Origin of the sequence: Hymenobacter sp. YIM 151500-1 (genome assembly GCF_025979885.1) — a bacterium.
Classification (GTDB): domain Bacteria; phylum Bacteroidota; class Bacteroidia; order Cytophagales; family Hymenobacteraceae; genus Hymenobacter.
In genome coordinates this window covers 3,829,195-3,851,516 of record NZ_CP110139.1, presented here as the reverse complement: position 1 = coordinate 3,851,516, position 22,322 = coordinate 3,829,195, and the positions used below count along the sequence as shown (strand labels likewise).

14 protein-coding genes are annotated in these 22,322 nt (G+C 65.7%); 8 read left to right on the top strand and 6 right to left on the bottom strand.

What is annotated here, in order from left to right:
* Window positions 1-44: 44 nt before the first annotated feature.
* The 3 genes from OIS53_RS16060 to OIS53_RS16050 all read right to left on the bottom strand — a co-directional run bounded on the left by OIS53_RS16060 (window position 45) and on the right by OIS53_RS16050 (window position 9,367).
* Window positions 45-2,687 (bottom strand): RICIN domain-containing protein, encoded by a 2,643-nt coding sequence (locus tag OIS53_RS16060; protein ID WP_264679589.1) that lies wholly within the window; start codon window positions 2,685-2,687, stop codon window positions 45-47.
* Between the two features lie 311 nt (window positions 2,688-2,998).
* The gene (locus tag OIS53_RS16055) at window positions 2,999-5,926 is read right to left on the bottom strand and encodes a right-handed parallel beta-helix repeat-containing protein (RefSeq protein ID WP_264679588.1); all 2,928 of its coding nucleotides are present in this window, start codon (window positions 5,924-5,926) and stop codon (window positions 2,999-3,001) included.
* A gap of 138 nt (window positions 5,927-6,064) precedes the next feature.
* On the bottom strand, window positions 6,065-9,367 hold the full coding sequence (locus tag OIS53_RS16050; RefSeq protein ID WP_264679587.1) for an RICIN domain-containing protein: 3,303 nt from the start codon (window positions 9,365-9,367) through the stop codon (window positions 6,065-6,067).
* Window positions 9,368-10,274: 907 nt separating this feature from the next.
* Between OIS53_RS16050 and OIS53_RS16045 the strand changes: the two genes are divergently transcribed.
* The 5 genes from OIS53_RS16045 (at window position 10,275) to OIS53_RS16025 (ending at window position 15,341) form a co-directional block, all read left to right on the top strand.
* Window positions 10,275-12,122, top strand: coding sequence for a tetratricopeptide repeat-containing sensor histidine kinase (locus OIS53_RS16045; RefSeq protein ID WP_264679586.1), 1,848 nt, complete (start codon window positions 10,275-10,277; stop codon window positions 12,120-12,122).
* 45 nt (window positions 12,123-12,167) lie between these two features.
* Entirely contained in the window at window positions 12,168-13,592 is a 1,425-nt protein-coding gene (locus OIS53_RS16040) for a sigma-54-dependent transcriptional regulator (RefSeq protein ID WP_264679585.1), read from the top strand.
* A 171-nt stretch (window positions 13,593-13,763) separates the two neighbouring features.
* Window positions 13,764-14,090 carry an ArsR/SmtB family transcription factor gene (locus tag OIS53_RS16035; protein ID WP_264679584.1) on the top strand — a complete coding sequence of 109 codons (327 nt, stop codon included), beginning with the start codon at window positions 13,764-13,766 and terminating at the stop codon, window positions 14,088-14,090.
* A 149-nt stretch (window positions 14,091-14,239) separates the two neighbouring features.
* Window positions 14,240-14,818, top strand: coding sequence for an ArsI/CadI family heavy metal resistance metalloenzyme (locus OIS53_RS16030; RefSeq protein ID WP_264679583.1), 579 nt, complete (start codon window positions 14,240-14,242; stop codon window positions 14,816-14,818).
* Window positions 14,819-14,846: 28 nt separating this feature from the next.
* Complete coding sequence (locus OIS53_RS16025) at window positions 14,847-15,341, top strand: GNAT family N-acetyltransferase (protein WP_264679582.1); 495 nt, start codon at window positions 14,847-14,849, stop codon at window positions 15,339-15,341.
* A gap of 44 nt (window positions 15,342-15,385) precedes the next feature.
* Here the strand turns inward: OIS53_RS16025 and OIS53_RS16020 are convergent, their stop codons facing one another.
* Window positions 15,386-18,139 (bottom strand): alpha-L-rhamnosidase-related protein, encoded by a 2,754-nt coding sequence (locus tag OIS53_RS16020; RefSeq protein WP_264679581.1) that lies wholly within the window; start codon window positions 18,137-18,139, stop codon window positions 15,386-15,388.
* Window positions 18,140-18,288: 149 nt separating this feature from the next.
* Here OIS53_RS16020 and OIS53_RS16015 point away from each other — a divergent pair, with 149 nt between their 5' ends.
* From OIS53_RS16015 to OIS53_RS16005, 3 genes are all read left to right on the top strand, one after another.
* Complete coding sequence (locus tag OIS53_RS16015) at window positions 18,289-18,663, top strand: hypothetical protein (RefSeq protein ID WP_264679580.1); 375 nt, start codon at window positions 18,289-18,291, stop codon at window positions 18,661-18,663.
* Window positions 18,664-18,726: 63 nt separating this feature from the next.
* Window positions 18,727-20,367, top strand: coding sequence for a PAS domain-containing protein (locus tag OIS53_RS16010; RefSeq protein ID WP_264679579.1), 1,641 nt, complete (start codon window positions 18,727-18,729; stop codon window positions 20,365-20,367).
* A gap of 114 nt (window positions 20,368-20,481) precedes the next feature.
* Complete coding sequence (locus OIS53_RS16005; RefSeq protein WP_264679578.1) at window positions 20,482-20,655, top strand: hypothetical protein; 174 nt, start codon at window positions 20,482-20,484, stop codon at window positions 20,653-20,655.
* A 257-nt stretch (window positions 20,656-20,912) separates the two neighbouring features.
* On the opposite strand, the gene OIS53_RS16000 is transcribed toward OIS53_RS16005, so the two are convergent.
* A complete protein-coding gene (locus OIS53_RS16000; RefSeq protein WP_319805462.1) occupies window positions 20,913-21,587 on the bottom strand; it encodes a sterol desaturase family protein in 675 nt (224 codons plus the stop codon).
* A 66-nt stretch (window positions 21,588-21,653) separates the two neighbouring features.
* Window positions 21,654-22,178, bottom strand: coding sequence for a shikimate kinase (locus tag OIS53_RS15995; protein ID WP_264679577.1), 525 nt, complete (start codon window positions 22,176-22,178; stop codon window positions 21,654-21,656).
* Window positions 22,179-22,322: the final 144 nt, after the last annotated feature.

Here is a 22,322-nt window from a genome sequence, read left to right as displayed (position 1 = left end):
CAACAGCTTAAAAAACAGATGAATACCTCGGAGCCAGCTACTTGCTACGGCTGCACTTGCAGGGTGAAGCTCACGTCTTTGCCGTCGAGCTTGGTTTTGCAGAAGTAGGTACCTGGGGCCAGCGTCGTGGGCACCGCCCACTCGGTCAGGCCGGCTTTGGCCTGCACGCTGAACAAGCTCACCAGCCCCTGCGCGTTGTGCAGGTACACGGTGGCACGCTGGTCTTTTTCGGCCGTCAACGACACGGTGGCTTTGCCGTGGTTGGGGTTAGGAAACACCCAGAAGCTGGCCGCTTGGCTTGCCGTGCCTGGCTCGGCCGTGGGCTTGTGGGCTCCGGCCGCAGCGGTGGCGGCTGTCCGGCGGCTGCTAGTTACGGGCGTGAGGCGCCACTGCTGGGCGGTGTTTTTGTACTGCTGGTACAGCCACGCATTGGTCGGGCTACTGCTGGCGCCTTCCACATCCAGGGCGTAGCCCGGCGTAGATTGCGGCACCAGCTCAAAGTAGCCATTGCCCACGTCGTTCAACAGCCACCGCTGGTTGGCCCCGCCGTTCCAGTGGTAGAGCTCTACCTCGGTGCCGTTGCCCGAGCTGGCGCTGCCCGCGCGCACATCCAGCACGTAGTTATTGTTGATGGCCGAGGAAAGACGGTAGGTGCCGTCGGGCTGCTTCTGCACCAGCCACTCTTGCGCCGGGTGCTGGTTCACCGTCCAGGTGCGCACGTCGGTGCCATCAGCCATGAGGCCGTTGCTCACGTCCAGGCGTACATCTGGCCCACACGCCGGCGTCAGCGTGTACACGCCATCGGCCAGCCCCTTGCTCTCAAACTGCACCCAGTTCAGGTTGAACGAGCCGCCAATAATTTCCAGGCGCAGCACCTGGCTGTTGCCGGCACTCAGACTGACTCCCGGCAGGGTTACCGTTTGCCACGTCTGCCACGTGCTGGTGTTCGGCACCGTCGCCGTGCCCAGGGTGGTGGTGCCCACTTTCACGCGCAGCTGCTTGCCCGCGCTGGGCGAGGCCAGGCGCAGCTTCACGTCGTAGACGCCGGCCGTGGCCACGTTCACCGTGTACTCCAGCCACTCGCCATCCGCGGTCCAGCCCACGTTCTGGCCCCCACCCGCGTCGGTGGTGGCTTGCAGGTCCACGGCTTCGGCGGCGCGGTAGGCGCCACCGTTGTTGCCGCCGTCCGAGTCGCTATAGGCCACGCCTTGGCCGCCCGTGTCGTAGTCCTCGGCCTGAATGGTGCCCGGCAGGGTGCGCGCGGTGCCTCCGTACGCTGCCTGTACCGGGCTGGGGTTGCCGCCCGAGCTGGCTGGCGTAATCTCCACAATGAGCGGGTGGTCGGGCACGGCCACGGTGAAGCTGGCGGTGTTGGCAAACGTCTGCACCACGCTGGTGCCCTGCACCGGGCGGTAGGTGGCCACGCTGCTGGCCGTCAGCCCGTTCAAGGTCACCGTCACGCTCTGGTCGGCCACGGCACCGTCGTGGGAGTTGGCATCCACCCACAAAATCAGCTGAAACTTACCGTTGCGCTTTTGCAGCAGGGTGTGGTGAATCTCGGTGGTGGTAACTTCCTGGTCGTCCTGGGTGGCCATGCCGCTGGCCGTGCTCAGGGAGTAGTTCAGGGAGCCGGGCGTGAAGGAGGCGCCCGGATCGGCGGTCAGGGCCAGTAGGTTTTTCACGGCCAGCCCGGCGTCGTTGAGCGTGGAGGTGTTCGGGCCCGTGGTCAGGCTGTAGCCCCGGCCCTGGGTTTCGTAGATGTTGTAGTAGAACGTGCGGATGATGCCGGCGTTGAAGGTTTCCAGGAACACGCGCGGGGCAAAGCGCAGGCGGGCACTGGTCGAAACGGCCGGGTCGGTGAGGCTAATCGTAGCCCAGCCCACCTCGGTGGCCACCACGGGCTTGCTGGGGCTGATCATCTTGTTGCGGATGGCGCTGATGAAGCCCGAGCGTTTGTAGTGCGACCAGCTGCCGTCGGCGTTTCGCTCGGCGCGCCAGGCCTGGTGCAGGCTGGCGCTGGCCTTGGCCGAGTTGTAGCCCCGGGTGTAGTCGCCGAACCAGTGGTAGGGGTGGATGGTGCCGGCGTCGCAGTAGGCGTCGGTGCTGGGCATGGTGTCGTAGTTGCCGGCGTCGCCGCCCAGGCTCCAGGAATACATCTGCAAGTTGCGGCCGTTGGCTTTGGCCACCGACCAAATCATCTGTTGCAGCTCCAGGGAGTTGGCGTAGGCAAAGCCTTCCCCAAAGTGGAAGGCTTCGTTCTGGCCCTCCAGGGCGTAGACGCGCGGCCCCATCTCTTGCAGAAAGTTTTCCAGCGCCTCGCGCGAGGTCCAGCGGTCCACCACGGCGCAGAACTTGATATTGCCCTGGTCGGCCAGGTCGCGCAGGTTTTGGTAGTACTGGGCGCGTGAGTCGCACCCCGTACATTCGGGTAGGGCGCCCACGCGCACGTAGCGGAAGCCCACGCCGCGGATGGCGGCGCTGACGTGGTGGAAGTTGCCCTCGTTGGTGGCCCAGTCGAGGCGGCCGCCAATGCCCATGGACCCGGCCAGGGCGTCGGCGGGGCGGGCCTGCTCCTGGGCGTGAGCCGCTGAGCTTAGGAGCAGCCCTGCTGCCAAGGCCAGCCCGCGTACGTAGCGGTGCAGTGCTCCGGGCAGGGCCGCGGTAGTGAGTAAAAGGGTATGTGCCATGAAGTTGATTTTTAGAACTGAAAAAAAAGAGTCTACCCCACGCCCTGGCCGGCTGGTGGCCAAACCGCCCGCCTGCGGCCGGCAAGTGAGCCAGCGCCGAGCACGCGGCTGGCGCCGGCTCACTTGCCGGGCGGCAGTGGTTTGCTGCCGGGTGTTTTCCGAGGTGGCCTATTGGAACCGGTGCGGAGTGTTCAGGGTGGCTCGGGTAAGCCGGCTGTTTTTGGTTTGCGCGGGGCTGTATTGCGCTGGCCCAGGTGGGCCGAGGTCTACCGTGAGGCTAGTGGCGGATGGCCTGTTCTGTACTCCCGCCGTCAGTGAGCCACTGGAACCTGCACCACGCGGCGCAGCCCGCCCCGCAGCACCGTGACGGTGTAGATGCCGTTGCTCAGGTGGCCCAGGTCCAGGACAAGCGTGCGGGCACCGTTGAGCGGCAAGGTGCGGGCCAGCACCTGCTGGCCGAGCGTAGTCGTTACCACCACTTCCACCAGCTCCTCCCCTTTCGCTCCGGGCAGGTCGATGGTGAGCTTGTCCACGACGGGAACGGGGTAGAAGACCACCTCCGCAGCGCCGGCCTCCGAAGTGGCCTGCCCGGCGCTTTGCCGGGCGGCCGGGGTTGAGGCTCCGGGCTGGCGCACAAACTCCACATCGTCGAACTGAATGCCCTGGCTGGCACCGGCCACGGTGTAGAACCCGATGCGGGCCCGGCCGCTGGTCACGTTGATGTTGGGCAGGCTTACCTGGGCCCACTGCCAGTTGGTGGAGGGCAGCGTCTTGGTGAGGGTGCTGCCGCCGTGGTTTTCCACCTGCAAGCGGCTGCCGGTGTAGCCGCCGGCCACGCGCACCCAGGCCCGGAAGGTGTACAGCCCATCGGGCAGGTTCTCAATCAGCTGGCTGGTGTACACGTCGTAGGCCGTGTTCTTGAAGTGCACGGCGTGGAACCTGCCGCCGTGGGGCGTGCCGGCCTGGGTGTAGTCGGCGTTGGTGTGGCCGCCGGCCGAGGTGGTAGACCAGCCGGCCGGGTTGCCGGTGGCCTGGCCGCCCGCTTCAAAGCCCGGATTGTCGACTAGGCTTTCTACCACCGTGAACGTGAAGGTGCGCGCCGGCCCGGCCGTACCACTGGCGCCGGCCTGGCTGTAGGGCGTTACGGTCAGCGTGTGCGGGCCCAGGCTGGGCGTCCAGGCGCCGTAGTCGGGGCCGGGGTTGTCGCCGGCCAGGGCGTAGGGCACGCTGTTCTCGACGCGGAAGTTGGCGTTGCCGTCCAGGCCGAAACGGACGCTGCCGATGTCGGCGGGGGTAGTATTGGCCCGGATGCTGAGGCGGCGGGTGGGTAGCTTGGCCAGGTTGAGCGTGGCTCCGTCGCCCAGCGGATTGAAGGCGGCAATGGGCTGGTCGGTGTCGGCGTTGATGAGGGTAATGCTCGTGACAGTGGGCACGTTGTTGCCGTAGCTGCCCGCGTCAAACAGGTAGCCCAGGTCCACGGCCACGCCGGCCGGCACGCCCAGGGCGGCGGCCACGCCGGCGGGCAGCGGCTCGCCGCGGCGGTAGGCCAGGCTGCCCGGCTTGAGGCGGTAGTTGCCCGTGCCGTCGGCGGCGGCATTTACGAGGAATGGCTCGCCGGGCCCGCCGTCAATGGCCAGGCCGTTGCGCTCCAGGCCGGTCAGCTCCTGAAACTGCTGCAGCGTGAGCGGAAACTTAAAGCAGCCCTGGCTGGAGCCGGCCAGCACCCAGTTGTGAGCAAACTTAGCCGGCTGGTTTGCCGCCGTGCGGTAGTAGGCGTTGAAATCCATGGCCGTTACCAGGGCCTGCGCCGTGTCGGAGCAAGGGCGGTACGACTCAATAACGGCCGTGGAGCCGGTGACTTTGGCAATCAGGTTGTTCTTGAGCACCGTGCCGCGGGTGCGGTAGTCGGCGCCGCGGGCTTTTTCGGCGGCCGAGGGCGTCCGGTCGCCTTCGTTCACGAGCAGGGCCCGCCCGTTGCTGACCAGGGTGTTGTTGTACAGGCGGGCGTCGCGCGAGTTGCTTACGGCAATGCCCGTGCTGTTGCCCACGCTCAGGTTGGAGGCAATCAGCGCCCCGCGCGACACCTCGAAGAAGATGCCAAAGGCCGTATTGCGCCGGGCCGTGTTGCGGATGATGGTGGCGTTGCGGCAGTCCACGTCCAGCCAGAAGCCGGTCGAGTTGTTGTCTTCCGCCACGTTGTCGCGGAGCACCACGTTGTCGGAAGTAGTCAGCTTGAAGCCCGCCGCCGACCAAAACCGGTTGAAGTTCTCCACATTGTTGTGGTCGAAGCGGTTGTGGGCCACCAGCGCGTTGTTGGCCCGGCCGCCCGAAGCACCCGCCATGCCGTTGTAGGCAAAGCGGTTGTAGCGCAGCACGGCGCCCGAGGGGTTGTTTTGCCCGAAGAAGACCAGGCCGTTTTGCCCGTTCCAGGCGAAGGTGCAGTCCTCCACCGTCACGTCCTGGTCGCCGATGCCCAGGCCGGCTTCGGCGAAGTGGGCAAAGCCCAGCCCCCGCACCACGCTGCCACTGGGGTCAAACGAGTTGGCCGGGTTTTTCACCACCGACATTCCCCGCTTGTAGGCCGTGGCCTCTACCGTCTTGCCGCTGGGGTTGTCGCCAAGGTAGAGCTGCTGGGTGCCGTAATCGACGTAGAACTTGCCCGGCCCGACTTCCGCCTTGGTGGCTACCTGCACGAGCCGGTTGCCGTTGAGGTACACCATGTCGGTGTAGCCGGCCAGCGGGGCATTGGCCTGGTCGATGCTGGCCCCGTCAGGGTCGCGGGGCAGCTGGTAGGTCCAGTTGTTTTTCACCCACCGGGTGCTGCCATCGGTTTTCCACTCGGCCGCGGGAATGGTCACGCTGCCCTTAAACCACACTACGTCGTTGAGGTAGGGCTGGAGGATGAGGCGGCGGTCCATGCCCACGCCTTCACTGCTGGCGCGGTAGGTGCCGCCTTTGAAAACTACGGTGGCCCCGTCGGGGGCGCTGGTAATGGCTTTGCCCAGGGTGCGCCAGGCCGTGGCCAGGGTTTTGCCGTCGGCGCTGTTGTCGCCGTCGGGCTTCACGTAGCGCACTTCGCCAGCGGTAGGCACGGGGTAGCTGACGCTCTGGGCGCCGATGGGCAGGCTTTCGGCCGAGGGCTGGGCGGCGGCTTCGGCCGAAAGTAGCAGCGCGGCGGCGCCCAGCACTGGCCACGGCGGCCAACTGCCCGCCCGGAGAGAGGGGAAAGAAAATAGCATGTACGGAAAGGAGAAGGGTGAGGAGCAGATCAGAGCCCGGCGCGTGCGGCACGCTGCCAGGTTTCTGTGTGTGGCTATAGCCGGCCACCGGCACGCCTGTAGCCGGGACGGCGCACGTGCCGCCCCGGCTGCGGGCATTTAGCGAGCCAGCACAAGCTTGGCGCGGAAGGCAGGGCGGGACTGGCCCGGCACGTGCCCCTGCACCTGGTAGAGGCCTTCGGCCAGCTGGCCTGTGCTCAGCTTCACGCGGTTGGCGCCTGCCTGCCCGGCCACGGGCCGCGTGAGCACCGCCCGGCCCAAGGCGTCGGTAACTACCAGCCGCACCGCCGCGGCTTGCGGCAGGGCAAAGTGCACCGTCACCTGGTCGGCGGCGGGGCTGGGGTACACCACGGCCGGGGCCGCGGCAGCTGCCTCGCCGCTAGCCGGCGCCGGCCGGCTGCTGTTGACGGTTGTCGGAATAAACTTCCAGTTCTGCGGGGACAGGTTGTTGATGGTCCACAGCCAGATGTTGCAGCCGGGCGTGTTCTTGTCCGGGTCGCCGCCCTCCACGTCCAGGGCCAGGCCCGGCGCCGACTTGGGCACCAGGCGGTAGTAGTCGCCGTGGGTGGGCACGATGTTCCAGAGCTGCCCGTCGGTGCCGTTCCAGCCATTGATCCAGATGTCGGTGCGCTCGGCCGGGGCGCTGCCGGCTACTTCCAGCACCCGGTTGGCGTCGAGGGCGGAGGTGATGCGGTAGTAGCCACTGGATTGTTTTTCCACCACCCATTTCTCGGCGTTAGCACCGTTGTCGGGCCAGATCTGGGGCGGCGTGCCGGGCGTGGTGTTGCTGTTGGGCACGTCGAGCCGCTCGCCCGGCGTGCACTCGGGCGCCAGGGTGTAGGTGCCGTTGGCCGGGCCGGCCGGGGTAGCAGCCCGGAACCAGGCCGCTGCGGGCACCGCCTGCTTGCTCAGGCCCGGTCCTGCGTAGCTCACGTCCAGTACTTGTCCGCCGGTTTTTTCAAAGAACGTAACCGTAACGGCGTGCTTGCCGGCTTTCAGGCCAATGAAACCCCGGCGTTCCTGCGCTCCGTGCAGGCCGTCGTTGTCCACCACCAGCTGGGAGCCAATGTACAGGCGCGAACCGTCGTCGGAGGTGGTGTAGAAGGTGTACTGCCCGTCGGTGGGCACCTGGATGAAGCCCGTGTAGCGGAAGCCGAAGTTGTCGTCGCGGGTACGCGGGGCCAGGCTCGGCGTGGTTACCGTGCCGGTTTTCACCGCCGTCAGGGCCCCGAAGTCCGGCAGGTTGTTCCAGGAGCCTTCGTAGTAGCGGAAGTCGAGCCCGGCGGCCGTGCTGGCGGGGTTTTCGGGCTGGCGCAGGGCCGTGCCCGAGGAGCCGGGAGGCCCGATGCGCCACATGCCGTAGCAGCTGGTGGCCACGTAGGCATAGCGCGTGTCGGGGTGCACCCGAATGCACGTGGCCTCGCGGCCCCCGTCCACGGTGTTGCCGCTCAGCGGGCTGGTCGGGGTCAGCGACGTCCAGGTGGCGCCGGCATCCACCGAGCGCACCACCGACACGGAGCTGGCCGCAATGTCCTTGGAAGTGCCGGCGTACACCACGGCCGGGTCCACGGGGTCCACGGCCACGGTGCGAATCCGGTGGTAGGCCACCGGGTCGGGGTCTACGGGGGTGTTAAGCGTGGTCAGGGCCGAGCCGTTCCAGCGGTGCAGGCGGTCGGCCTCCACCACGTACACGTAGTTGCGCACGTGGTCGTAGGCCACGTCCTGAATGTCGTTGGCGAAGGTGAACAGTACCTGCCAGGAGGCGCCTTTGGTGGTGGAGCGCACCAGGTCTTTGCCGTTGCGCCCGTACAGGGCCCGGCCGGTGCCGGCGCTGGCCGTAAACACGGCGTCGCAGCCCGTCATCTTGGTCCAGGTCAGGCCGCCGTCGGCGCTGCGGTGGTCGAAGGCAAACAGCACGTTGGTATCGGTGGGGTCGCCGAAGGAGACGTTGGGCTTGTTGCGCCGGTCGCCCAGGATGATGCCGGTGTTGGTCCAGGTGGTGCCGCCGTCGCGGGAGATGCGCAGAGTGCGCGGGCAGTCCCAGCACTCGGTGTCGCCGTAGTACAGCACGCTCGACGAGGCCATGTAGCCGCCGTAGCAGAAGCCGCCCCAGCCGCGGCCCGAGATGTCGCGGTAGTTCCAGGTGCTGCCGCCGTCGGTGGTGAAGGCGCCGTTGTAGTCCTGCGTCACGAGCAGGAGCTTATTGGCATCCTGCTGGTTGAAGTTGAACAGCCCGCCCACAAATACGGCCGTTTGCCCGTTGGAGGCCCAGCGGTAGGTGGCGCCGGCATCGGTGCTCTGCGTAATCCAGTCGCCGCCCACCGACGTGATGATGTTGTCGTTGGCGGGGTGCCAGGCCGACACCACCTGCCGGGAGTTGAAGGGCAGCGTGGCCAGGCTGTTGTCGATGGTGGCGGCGGTCCAGTTCAGGCCTCCGTCGAGGGAGCGGTAGCGCACCCGGTCGTACTCGTTGCTCGGGTTTTGCCACCAGATTATTATGCGCTGCGCGTTGGCCGGGCTCACCTTCACCCACCGCAGCGTGTTGGTGGGCAGGCCGTTGGTGGTGATTTTGGCGAAGCTCTGGCCGGAATCCACGGACTTGTACAGGCCGGTTTCCAGGCTCATCCACACCACATTGGGGGCGTTGGGGCTCACGTCGATGCTTTGCACGTTGCCCGTGAACGTTCGGGTGAACTGCCCCCCGCCGTTGGTGCTGCGGTAGAAGCCCGTGCTGTTGCCAATGTACACCGTGCCGTTGGTCGGGTGGGTCTTGACGTGGCTGTAGCCCAGGTCAGCGTTGATCTGGCTCCAGTTCTCGCCCCCGTTGGTGGACTTGAACAGCCCCCCGGCCGGGCTGGAGTAGTAGGCTACCTGGCTGCGCCCACCCGACAGGCTGCTCCGGTCGTAGGTTATGCCGTCCACAAACCAGCGGTAGCCGGTGTAGTTCTGCGGGAGCACGCTGCGCCAGCTGGCGGCCTTGTTGGACGTCAGGTACACGCCGTGCCAGTTCCAGGCCGAGGAGTTGGCGCCCACGGCCAGGGCGTATTTGGCGTTGTTGGGGTCGATGGCGAAGCCTGCGTTGCCGCGCGGGGTGTAGCCCACGTTGCAGGGCTCCCACTTGGCCCCGCCGTTCAGGCTGCGCCAGATACCGCCCACATCGGTGCCGAAGAGCAGAAACTTGCCGTCGGTGCCGTCCGAGGCTACGGCCTGGGGCCACTGCCCGCCCTCGCCGCCGGGCCGCACGCCCGCGTTGAGCTGGTTGGGGTTGGTCCAGGGCAGGGCTTCCCACTGCTGGGCCTGGGCTCCGGAACCGATGCCGGCCCACAGCAGCACGCCCGCTGCCCAGCGTCTGCGCCGGGGCTCCTGCAAGAAAAGTGCAATCCGGGAAAAGAATGTTCTCATAAGGAAAGGGATATGGTGTGGTGGGAAAAAAGCAGGGTGTGAAAACAGGACTATGCCGCGCTGCGGCGGGCCATCAGGGCCGGGAAGCTGTGCGGCCGTGAGCCCCGAGGCCGGCAGAGCCCAGGGCCAGGGCTACCGCCAACTGCCCCCACCTGCGCCAACCCGGCCAGAGGCGGCCGCAGCTGAAGGCCGACTGGGACGGCTTTTATGAGCTGGTAATTCGGGGTGACAACTGCAGCCAGCCGCCCAGATAGGTCGGGCGCTGGCCGCAGTGTAAGCAACTGGCAACGACGGGCCTGTACCCAATGGCCGCCGGGGCTACGCTGCCGAGGTAGCGGCTTGGAGCCGGGTAGGGTTGCGGTAGAGTTCCTTAAGGAATTCCTTGTGGAACACAGGGGCTGACGGGGTAGTGGAGGGACGCATTGTTTTCATAAGCAGGAACAGAGGACAGAAGCAAAACCAGCAGTAGCGGGCCTGCGGCACAGAGAAAGGCAGCACCTCGTCTTTAGGACAAAAACGCGTCAGCCATTTCACCTACTGCACAACTACTTCCGCTGACCGTGCAGGTGCAATCTATATGCCCCCGACAAGTTATTATTTAATAAGTACAATTATAAAACATAACATACTTCTTATCAGCAAGTTATCTAGATGCTTCTGACACCCATTGTCACGGTGTACGGCCGGTACTTCTCCGGTATACCGGATAAACCCTGAAAAAAATACCAAATACCGGATTGTACTTATCGTGCATCCTAGTACTGCACACCCTACGAAACAAAAAATACTGCTTGTGGGGCTCCTGCTGTTGAAGCTTTAGCTAATGAAGTGCTGTGAAGTGCGTTTTATTATCTTATCTAGCCAGGCCATAGCCCACGCAGGTGAAAGTCTTCAACGTAGTTTCTTTATGACATTGACCCGTTTATGCTTTGCGCTCTGGTGCCTGGGGCTGGGGTGCCGGCCGGCCCTGGCGCAGAATCAGGCCAAGGTTGACAGCTTAACCGCGCTTTTGCCCACCACCCAGGATACGGCCAAGGTGCTCGTGCTGCTGGAGCTGACCAAGCAGTATTTCGATACCCAACCCGACCGGGCCGAAGAGTATGCCACCCGCGCCCTGCGTCTGGCTCAGGAGCACCGCTGGCCGTACGGAACGGCGCTGGCGCGGGAGAAGCTGGGTACGGCGTATCGGATTATGGGTCAGTATCCGCAGGCACAAGCCTTGCTGCTACAAGCCGTGGAGCATTGGAAAAAGAGCGGCAACACCGAGCATGAGTTCGTCAGCTCCTACACCATGGCCAACGTGCTGACCGATATTGGGGAGCCGCGCAAAGCCCGTAAGTGGCTTGAGGTGGCCCTGCGCCTGGCCCAGAGCGGCCTGCCTACCAAGTACCTCACGGCCTCCTACAATGCCCTCGGCAACAATGAGTATCAGCTGGGCCGCCTGCCCAGCGCCATTGCCTGGTATCGGCAGTCGCTGGCCCTGGCGGAGCAAACGAAAAATGCGCGGAGCGCCGCCTTCGCCCTCAACAACATAGCTCACCTGCACAATGTCCAAGGCCAGCCGCAACAGGCGCTGAACTACTTGCTGCGGGCGTTGCCGCTGATGCAGCAGGCCGGCGGGAAGGATGGGCAGGCCATGCTGCTGAGCACCATTGCCCAAACCTATCAGTACTTGCACCAGCCAGCCCCGGCCCTGCGCTACGCGCTGCAAGCCCGCGAGCTGGCCGCCGCCACCAAGTCCAAGCTCTATGGGCAGCAGATTGATAGTCTGCTGGCCCGCATCTACGCGGGCCGGGGCCAGTACGACAAAGCCTACCAGTATGCCCTGGAAGGATTTGCGCTGGAACGGGACATGCTCAACGAAACCAAGGTGCGCGCCCTGGCCGAGCAGCAGACGCGCTACGAAACCCAGGAGAAAGAGCGTAATATTCAGCTGCTGACCCAGCGCAACCAGTTGCAGCGCGTGGCCACCGAGCGCCAGACCGCGCTGCGCAACCTGGCCGCGGGTACCAGCGTCCTGCTGCTGCTGCTGATGGGCGTGGGCTACCGCCGCTACCACGGCCGCCAGCGCCTGCTGCGCCAGCTCGACGCCCAGAACCAGGAAAAGGCCCTGCTGCTGAAGGAAGTGCACCACCGCGTCAAGAACAACCTGCAAATCATCCTGAGCCTGCTCAACACCCAGCTCAAAACCCTGCGCGACCCGACGGCGGCTCACGTTATCCGGGAAAGCCAGAGCCGGGTGCAGGCCATGGCCCTGCTGCACCAAAGCCTGTACCAGACCGACAGCCTGGCCCGCGTGGACATGCAGCGCTACCTGACCGAGCTGGTCCAGGCCCTGCGCCGCACGTTTCGGGCCGAAGCGCAGGGCCTGGATCTGCTGCTGGATGTGGAGCCCGTGCAGCTGAATACCCACACGGCCGTGCCGCTGGGCCTGATTGTGAATGAGCTGCTGACCAATGCGCTGAAGTACGCCTTCGTGGGGCCGGCCCACAACGGGCCGCCGCAGGTGCGAGTGAGCCTGCACACCACCGCCACCGGGCACTTGGAGCTGCTCGTGTCCGATAATGGCGTAGGCCTGCCGCCCGACGTGGACCCGCACACGGTTCACTCGCTGGGGCTGAACCTGGTGGACGGGCTGGTGCAGCAGCTCGACGCCACGTTTACGCTGGAGCGCACCGGCGGCACGTGCTTCCGCATCGTGTTCACCGAACTTACGCCACCCGAGGTCCTCGTTGGTTTCGCCGCCCGGCCCTGAGGGCAACCCGCGCGGCATTCCTCTTTTGTAGTTATCTATACGCTGATGCAAACAACCTACCAGCCCCTGCGCCGCCTGTTGGTGGTGGAAGACGAGTATGTCATTGCCAACGACTTGCGCAAAACCCTGCATGGGCACCTGCCACACGCCCACATCACCTTGGCCAAAGCCGTACCGGAGGCCGTGCGCGCCGTGGAGCAGAACCCGCCCGACCTGGTGCTGATTGATATTCGGCTGCACGGCGAGCAAAGCGGCATTGAGCTGGGCGAGCTGCTGCGCACCCGCTACCGGATTCCGTTTGTCTACGTCACCTCCCACGCCGACAAGCATACGCTGCAGCAGGCCGTAGCTACGCAGCCCTACGGCTACATCGTGAAGCCCTTTGAGGACGAGGAAATTGTGGCGGCCCTGGACGCGGCCTGGATGCGCTTTGCCAGCGAGCAGCTGGCGCGCCAGCAGGTGTACCTTACCGAGGAGCTGCGCGCCGCGCACCACCTGGACAACTTTGTGGCCCAGGACCCGGCCATGCAGGCCGCCTGGCAGTTGGTGCAGCAGGTAGCGCCCGTCGACATGACCACCCTGCTGCTGGGCGAAACGGGCACGGGCAAGGAGCTGTTTGCCCGCGCCCTGCACGCCCATTCCCCGCGGCAGGCCCAGCCCCTGGTGAAAGTAAACTGCGCGGCCCTGCCGGCCCAGCTGATTGAGAGTGAGCTATTTGGGCACGAGAAAGGGGCCTTCACCGGGGCCTCGGCCCGGCGCATCGGCAAGTTTGAGCTGGCGCATCAGGGTACTCTGTTCCTGGACGAGGTGGGTGAGTTGCCGCTGGAGCTACAGCCCAAGCTGCTGCGCGTGTTGCAAGAAAAGGAAATCGAGCGGGTAGGCAGCAACACCACCCTGCCCGTGGACGTGCGCATCATTGCCGCCACCAACCGCGACCTGCCGGCCGAAGTGGCCGCCGGCCGCTTCCGCGCCGACCTATACTACCGGCTCAGCGTGTTTCCCATCACCATTCCGCCCCTGCGGGAGCGGCCCGCCGATATTACTGCGCTGGCCGATTTCTTCCTGGCCCGCAGCAGCAAGCAGCTGGGCAAGCCCCTGACCGGATTCAGCGCGGCGGCGCGGCGGGAGATGCAGCAGTATGCGTGGCCCGGCAACGTGCGCGAGCTGCAACACGTGGTAGAGCGCGCCGCGTTGCTGTCCACCACCCCAGTGCTCGCCACGCTCGGGCTGCCCGCGGCCCTGGCACCGGCGGCACCGGCGGCACCGGCGGCGTCGGCGGCAGCCGGCGCACCGCGGCCGTTGCAGGACGTGGAGCGCGACGCTATTCTGGCGGCCCTGGCGTTCTGCAACGGCCGCGTGCGGGGGGCGGGCGGCGCCGCGGAATATTTGCGCATTCCGGCCAACACGCTCGACGGCCGCATGCGCAAGCTCGGCATCAAGAAGGGTTTCGACGCGTCGCCTGCTCCGTAGCGTTGGCGCACTTCTCGCCCCTGGTTTTACCAGTCGGCAGGGCGCAGGGGTGGTTTATGGGAGGGCTAGGTGTAGCGAACTGCCAAAGCCCGGCGGTGGCACGGGCTTTACCATCGGGTACAAAAAAAATCAGCCATGACGTATATTTGCGTCATACTTCCTAGCTACTTTATGACGTACGCCAAAACCACGGTCTTCACCGAAGAGCAGCAGCAGCTGGCCCGCGTGGCCAAAGCCCTGGCTCACCCGGCCCGCGTGGCTATTATCCAGCTGCTGGCCAGCAAAACCACCTGCATTTCCGGCGACATAGCGGCCGAGCTGCCCTTGTCGCGCACCACCGTGTCGCAGCACCTCCAGGAGCTGAAGGCGCTGGGCCTAATCCGCGGGGAAATCGACGGGCTGACCGTGTGCTACTGCCTTAATACCGAGCTGTTGCAACAGGTGCAGCGGCAGTTCACGGCCTTCTTCGCCGAGGCCACCAGCGGCACTTGTTGCTAGACTTCGGAGGTGAGCTATGAGAGGTGATAAGCGCGACTCACTACTGCCCGCCAGCACGTTAGTCACACGCCGGACCTCCAGCTTCTCCCTTGGCGTCTTCCACCTTCCTGTATCTCACTTCTTGCCTTTCACCTCTCACTTCTTCTCACATGGAAACTGCTGTTTTTCCCCGGATGCACGTCTCACTGTACGTGTCCGACCTGGCTGCCACAGTCAACTTCTACACTGCATTTTTTGGGCAAGCGGCGGCTAAAGTCAAGCCGAGCTACGCCAAGTTTGTACTCGACCGGCCCTCGCTGATTATTTCCTTCGTGGAGAATCCGGGTCGCGTGGCCAGCACGTTCGGGCACCTGGGCTTTCAGGTGGAAACCGTGGCGGAGCTGGCCGAGCGCCGGGCCGCTGCCGAAGCCGCCGGCCTCATCAGCCGCGAAGAAATCGGGACTAGCTGCTGCTACGCCAAGCAGGATAAGTTTTGGGTAAACGACCCCGACGGCACCGAGTGGGAGGTGTACTACTTCCACGAAGATGCCGAGTTCAACGACCCGCGCTACCAGCAGGAATACGATGCCGCGGCGGTCAGCAGCCAGTGCTGCATTGCGCCGGCTACCGCTGTGCAGGAGCTACCTACCATCGGCCTGACTATACCCCTGCCCTCGGCTCCGGCCGCTGAAGCGGCCTGCGGGTGCGGCACGCCGGCCACCCGCACCCTCGCCCCCGCCTGTTGCTGACTTTCCGCCTCTTTTGCACTTAGCCGCCATGACCATTCAGCCCTGCACGGCCGCGCACTGGCCCGAGGCCCGCGCCATTTACGAGGCTGGCATAGCTACCGGCAACGCCACCTTCACCACCGAGGCGCCCACCTGGGACGAGTGGGACCGGGGCCACCTGCCCCACAGCCGCCTGGTGGCCCTGGACGAAGCCACGGGCTGGGTGCTGGGCTGGGCGGCGTTGTCGCCGGTGTCGGGGCGGTGCGTGTACGGAGGGGTGGGCGAGGTGAGCGTGTACGTGGCTGCCGCGGCGCGCGGGCAGGGCGTGGGCCGGCAACTGCTGGCCCAGCTCGTGCGGGAGTCGGAAGCCCACGGCATGTGGACCTTGCAAGCCGGCATCTTTCCCGAAAACACGGCCAGCCTGCGCCTGCACGAAGCCGCGGGCTTTCGGGTGGTGGGGCGGCGGGAGCGAATCGGGCAGCTGCACGGCACCTGGCGCGACACGCTGCTGCTGGAGCGCCGCAGCGCCGTAGTGGGCGTTTGACAAGCGGTTTGCTCGCTGGTGGAGTTCGGCCGAAGGGCCCGCGCCTATTCCACGCGGGTCAGGCGCAGGTGGTCGAGCATGGCCTGGTTTACCTCGCCGTGCATGTTGGCGTTGGCGGGCTCCAGGGTTAGGGCGAGGCGGTGGGTGCCGGCCGGCAGGCGCGCCAGCACGGGGTTGGAGTAGCCCCAGTTCGACCATTCGTCCACGCCCCGCTGCGGCAGCACCACCGTGCCCAGCTGCTCGGTGCCGCGGCGCAGGGTCCGCAGGGCGCACTTGTTGCTGGTGTTGATGGGGCCGTTGCCGTTGGCGTAGCGGAGGTCGAGGGCGTAGAGGCCGGCGGCGGGCACCGTCACGGGCACGGTGAGGGTGCGGTTCAGGGCAGTGCTGATTTCGACGAAGCCCGCGCCGGTGTAGCCGCGGTAGGGCCGGGCGGCTTTGGGGGCCACCGTCTCCAGCTGCAGCACCCGCTGCCAGGCCGCACCCGGCACCCGCACCGGCTCACTGGCAAACGACTCCAGCCCCTGCGGCCCCACGGCCACCACCTGATACTCGGCATACGCGGGGTTGGGCGTCAGGGCCAGGCTGGCTTCGGTGGTGCGGGCCGCAAACCGGCCGTTGCGCAGCACCTGGTAGGCGGTGGCGCCTTCCACCGGCGCCCAGCGCAGACGGCCGGCGGCGTAGGTGGCCTCGGGCGTTTCGGGCGCGAAGCTGTTGGCTACTTTGTGCAGAGGCGCGGCGGGCGGGGCTTGGCTGCTCAGCACCAGGCGCACGGTGTGGCGGCCGGTAAGCGTGGCCGGCACCTCGGCGGCCGGCAGGGGTTGGCCGTCCAGGGTCACCTGGCTGATGTCGCGCCCGAAGCCTTCCAGCTCCACATCGAGCACTGCCCCGCGGTAGCGCAGGCCCGTGAGTTGGCGCTGGCCGGCCAGGGCCTGGGGCACAAAGGGCCGGAACACCAGCCGGTCGGGGCGGAAGTCGAGGCCAAACAGCACCTTGTGCACCAGGCTCAGGCTGCCCGAGAGGCTCCAGAGCATGACGCTGCTGTTGACCTGGGTGCCGGCGAAGTCGCCGTTCTGGGCCACGAAATTCTCTTTGTTGGTCAGGAACAGGGCCGCGGGTCGGTAGATAGCGGCCATGCTTTCCAGCACGGCGGCTTCGTGGCCGGCCTTGGCGGCGGCCAGGGCCCAGTAGCTCTGCACGAAGGGCCACACGGCATTGTTGTGGTAGGGCGGAATGCCCGGAATCTGCGGGTAGATGCACGAAATGCCGTAGGCCGTCTGGGGTGTGCGGGCCAGCACTGCGGCGGCCCTTCCCTCATCGGCCACCCCAAACAGCACGCTCAGCGCTTCGCCCAGGGCCTCGGCCCGCGGCGACAAGCTCAGGTAGGTGCGGCCGTAGAGGTACTGGCCGTAGTAGCCTTTTTCTTCCTGCCACAGGTGGGCGTTCAGGCCCTGCTTGATGCGGGCGGCCAGCTCTTCGTGCCGGGCCGCTACGGCGGGCTCGTTCAGGAGCCGGGCCATCTGGGCCAGCACCACGTTGGCCTGGTAGTGCACGGCGTTGGTACCCAGGTTTAGGCTCTGGTAGATGTCGGCGGGCTGCATCCAGCGCGGGTAGGTCTGCTCCCGCCAGTCCAGAAACGACGACTCGCCCCGCACCAGGCCGGTGGCGGGGTCGTAGGCATTCGGCACGTCATCTTCTATCGACTTCTTGATAATAGGGTACACCCGCCGCAGCCAGGCCTGGTCGCCCGTCACGAGGTAGATTTCCCAGGCCGCCGCGGCCCAGATCATCCGGTCAGTGGAGCAGGGGTAGGCCCCACCGGTGCCCGTGTCCTGGATGATGCGGCCGTCGGGCGTCACCTTGCGCAGGAGGCTGTTCATGGCTACCCGCGGCTGGAGCAGGGCCTGGGCCAGGATGATGCTGTAGCTGATGTCGCGGGTCCAGACGCCGGCCCACTCCTGCCCGGTGCGGAAGGTGCTGTCGGGCTCCACGGCCCGGCGGGCTTCCTCCAGGGCCAGGTTGTAGAGGGCGTCGGTCAGCACGTAATCCGAGCGGTACTGCGGGAAGTCACTGGTGTTGAGGGTCTGCTGCCAGCGGGTAGCGGTGGTTTTGGCCGCCTGGGGCTGGTTTAGCAGCAGGGTCACTTCGTAGATGCCGTCCTGGTCAGGGTCTTGCAAGGCCAGCTCGGGCTTGTTGGCCAGGTTGTCGAAGTCCCAGCTCAGCGGGGCCGCGCTGCCGGCCACCAGCACCTGCCGGAAGTCCTCTTTGTACAGCTTCTCGCCCTGCCAGGTGGTGTAGTAGCCCTGCTTCCGGAAAGCTGCCAGCACCGGCCGCAGGTCCAGCCGAATCTTCAGCGGCGTATTAGGCGCCAGATACGCATTAGCCGGCACCGGCGTGGCGTCCACGTAGCGCTGCCCGAACACGATAACCGGCGTTTCCAGCGCCGCGCCGCCCGCCTGGGGTAGGGCCACCAAGATGTGGTCCTGGCCGGGGGCCATTTCGTTGTCTTTGCCGTTGAGGCTGAACTTGAACGCCACCCGCGGGCTCAGAAACTCGTTGGCCGGACTCTGGTAGTTGGAAGTCAGCTCCGTGCGCGACACGGCCCGGCCCACGTGCCGGCCCTGCTCCACCCGGTCGGCGTACAGCCGGTACGCTTCGGATTGCCAGAGGAGCGGGGCCGAAGCCGGGGTGTCGGGGCGGGCAGCAGCGGGCATAGCAGCAGGAGCAGCGGGTTTGGAGGGCTGGCAGGAAGCCAGCAGGACACCGGCCAGCGGGCCCGCCAGGTACAGAAGACGGTTCATACAGGCAAAGGTAGGGCGGCGCCTCCATCGAAAACAGCTGGGCCACACCCATATAGTGCCGGCTTTGCGCTACAGCTTGCACTGCGCTAACGTAGCGCCTACCTTTACCACTGCCCCACCCCTCGCCTCGCCGCTCATCTTTTCTGCGTATGCCCCCGCATGTGCTCTACGACGTTAATCTGCAGCAGCTGCCCGCCGATTTTTTGGAGGGGCCCTGGCAGGTGGTAAGCCGGGTGCTGCCCCGCAGCGGCTCGGCCGAAAGCCCACTCAGCCAGGCTACGGCCGTGGAGCTGGCCGGCACGGCCGTGCGCGTAGCCGCCCCCGACGGCGCGGAGCCGGCCCTGGGCCAGTGGCAGATGCTGCTCGACCCCGGCATCAACCGCCCGTACCTGGAGCTGCACCTGCCCGCCGGCCCGGCCCGCGCCCTCATCACCCGCCTGCGCCGCTCCCGCGATGGCGAAGAGGGCCTGCTGGACCTGTATTTTCAGTCGGGCCTGGAGCTGCAGCTGCACCGCATCAGCTAGCTACTGGTTATACGATTTGCCCGCCGCTCTCCGTTTCTGTCTACCTCACCTATTGCCCGCCTGATGTCGGCTTCTGCCTTGTTTTCGGAAAACTCCTCTGCCCTACTGAAAATGGCCGTTGAGGCCACTGGTATGGGCGTGTGGGAAATGGATGTTTCCACCGGTCAGATCAACTGGTCGGAACGCTGCAACGAACTGTTCTTCCTGCCCCCCGGCACGCACATCACCTACCGCGACTTTCTGGACACGCTGCACGCCGAAGACTGGCAACGCACCGACGTGCTGGTGCGGCGGGCGTTTACGCCCGAAAGCGGGGGCCGCTACCACACCCAGTACCGCGTAGTGGACCGGCAAAACCCCACGGCGGTGCGCTGGATTGAAGCCACCGGACTGGCCTACTTCAACCACCTGGGGCAGGCCACGCACTTTGTGGGCACCGTCACGGACGTAACGGCTCAGCAGCAGGAGGAGTCGGAGTTCCGGTTTATGGCCGACACCGTGCCCGATTTTGTGTGGACGGCCCGGCCCGACGGCCAGCTCGACTACTACAACCAGCGCTTCTTTGAGTACACCGGCCTGCCCGAGCAAGACCCCGCTACCATCGACTGGCTGCGCCTGCTGCACCCCGACGACCAGCCCCTCATTGCCGCGGCCTGGGCCGAGAGCGTAGCTACCGGCCAGCCCTACGAAATCGAGTTCCGGCTGCTGAGCCACGATGAGCAGTACCGCTGGCTGCTGGCCAGGGCCCGCTGCCGCCGCGGCGCCGAGGGCCAGATCATCCGCTGGTACGGTGCCACCGTCGATATCGAAGAGCAGAAACAGGCCGAGCAGACCTTGCGCCACAGCCAGCAGCGCTACGAGCTGGCCGCGTTGGCCACCGACGATGCCATCTGGGACTGGAACCTGGTGAGCAATGCTGTGCAGTGGAACGCAGCCATTCACCGCGTGTTCGGCTACGCCGAAGACGCCGTGGCCGAAACCTCGCAGTGGTGGTACGACCACCTCCACCCCGACGATGCCGAGCGGGTGGTGCACGGCATCCACGAGGCCATTGATGGGGGGCAGGCCAGCTGGCAGGACGAGTACCGCTACCGCCGCGCCGATGGCACGTATGCCCACGTGCTCGACCGCGGCTACATCGGGCGCGACGCCCAGGGCCGGGCCCAGCGCATGATCGGGGCCATGCAGGACATTACGGCCCAGCACCAGGCCCAGCTGGCTCTGCGCCAAAGCGAGAACCGCTTCCGCCGCCTGGCCGAGGCCACGCCCATGATTGTGTGGGAAGCCGATGCCGAGGGCAACACCACCTACCTGAGTCCGCACTGGGAGAAATTTACCACTACAGCCGAGGGGATGGGACTGGGCTGGCAGGAGTTCGTGCACCCCGCCGACCAGCAGCCTTTTCTGGCGGCCTGGCAGGAGGCGCTGCGCACGGGGCAACCGTTCGGCCACGAAGTGCGCCTGCGCGTGGCCGCCACCGGGGAGTACCGCTGGATTCTTGACCAGGCCGTGCCCGTGCGCGACGCGGCCGGCACCATCCTGCAATGGGTGGGCGCCGCCACCGACATCACCGAGCAGAAGCAGCTTCAGGAGCAGCTGGAGCGGTCCTACTCCGACCTGGAAGCCAAAGTAGCCTTCCGCAACTTCGAGCTGGAGCAGCAGGTGCGGGAGCTACGCCAGCAGCTGGGCACGGCCGGGGGCTAGCCGCCCGGCAGGGCCGGGAAGCTCTACGTCAACCTTTTGGAGAGCAAGGCAGTATCAGCCAAGACCGGCGCCCTTGCGGAGTGCCGGGCTGATCCTCCCTCCACTCTCTTCGCTATGACCTTCCTTCGACTCCCCGCCGCAGCCCTTCTCCTGGTGCTGCTCACCTTCTCCCTCAGCAGCTGCGACGTTATCGGCGACATTTTCGAAGCCGGCGCCTGGTTTTCCCTTATCGGCGTGTTCCTGCTGGTGCTGCTGCTTTGGTGGCTGGTACGCCGCCTGCGCCGCTGAGGCCTCACCCCCCGGCCCCCTCTCCCGTGGAGAGGGGGAGCCAGCCGACGGCTGTTCTACGCCGCCCCTTCGGCTGGCGCCTCCGGAACGGCTACCATCCAACTAAAAAGCGCCGCTCCTGTAATAGGAGTGGCGCTTTGCGTTTTGCTTGAACAACGTGGTGAGCTGCTTCGGAGGCGGGAGCCGACGTAGCGGCGTAGCACGACCTGACGCCAGGCTCCCCCTCTCCGCGGGAGAGGGGGCCGGGGGGTGAGGCCCTACTTCCCCTTGCTGGGCATGGTACCGATGATATGGTCCCAGATGGTGGTGCTAACGCCAAAGGCAATTTCGTCTTGACGGTAGTGGTGTTGGGCGTGGTGATGCCACCACACTTTCAGGAAGTTTTTGGGCGGGGCGTAGGCATGAATGGCGTAGTGCACAAACAGGTACAGCGCGTAGCCAAACGTGAAGCCGGACAGAATCCCGAAAGCATACGACCCAAACGCGAAGCGGAAGATGAAAAACAGTAGCGAGGCCACGAACACCGTAATGATGGGCGGCATGGCCAGGCGGGTTTTGTCTTTCGGAAACTCGTGGTGGACGCCGTGCATGGTGTACTGGAACTTGGCCCGGCCCGGCGTAGTGGCCGGAATGTGGTAGACGTAGCGGTGCACCACGTACTCCACAAACGTGAACATAAACCAGCCCAGCAGAAACAACCCAAATCCTGATAGCCCGGCGATAAAGCCGTTGGTAACGCCATAATACAGGCTCACGGCCGCCGTAAGTAAGAAGATAGAAACCGGCAGCGCAATGTGGGTGTGCGAGAGGCGCTCCAGCACAGGATTCTGAAACAAGCGGGCCGAGCCCTTATGCTTGGGCTTCACGGCGTCGGGTGTTTTTATGGGCGTTACGGTTACTTCGGGCGCGGGAGCTTCAGAAGTCATTTTCATACCGATAGGGGTAGAGATGAAGGCGCAAAAGTACGGAGCAAGGCGCAAACTGCGCCAGAACCTGGCTCAGGCGCTGGCCTGGTAGCGCGCAACCAGCTGCCGAACCGTTTCGACCGAGCAGGTGGGCGCAGCGCAGCGCAGCGGAGCCCGCTCATAAAACTGCTGGCGGGCAGCTAAGGTTTCTTCCAGGCGGGCTTGCAGGGCGGCCGCATCGGGAGCAGCGGCCAGCAGGGGGCGGCTGGCGGCGGCTTGAAGAAGGCGGCGCGTTAGCTCCGGCACGGGCACGGCCACGTACAAGGTCAGGCCCGTTTCGAGCAGCACCTCTAGATTGTGCTCGAAGCAGGGCGTGCCGCCGCCGGTAGCCAGCACCAGGGCCGGGTACGCCGCTACCACTTCCCGCAGCACGGCCGCCTCCCGCTCCCGAAAGTATTCCTCGCCCTGCTGGGCAAACAGCTCGGCCACGCTGCGCTGCTCCCGCCGCACGATTTCCTCGTCCAGGTCCACGAACGGCACCTGGTAGCTCACGGCCAGTGCCCGGCCCAGTGTGGTTTTGCCCGCGCCAGGCATACCAATCAAGTACAGCTTAATCACTGGAAGTGGTGATGGGGTGAGGAGGTAAAGGGTGACAAGTGACAAGTAGGGGTAAAACGAACGTAGAGCAATTCTCAAATCGGTGTGCCACTTTGTGTCGCCCGGCCCCCTCTCCTTTTCGGAGAGGGGGCCGGGGGGTGAGGC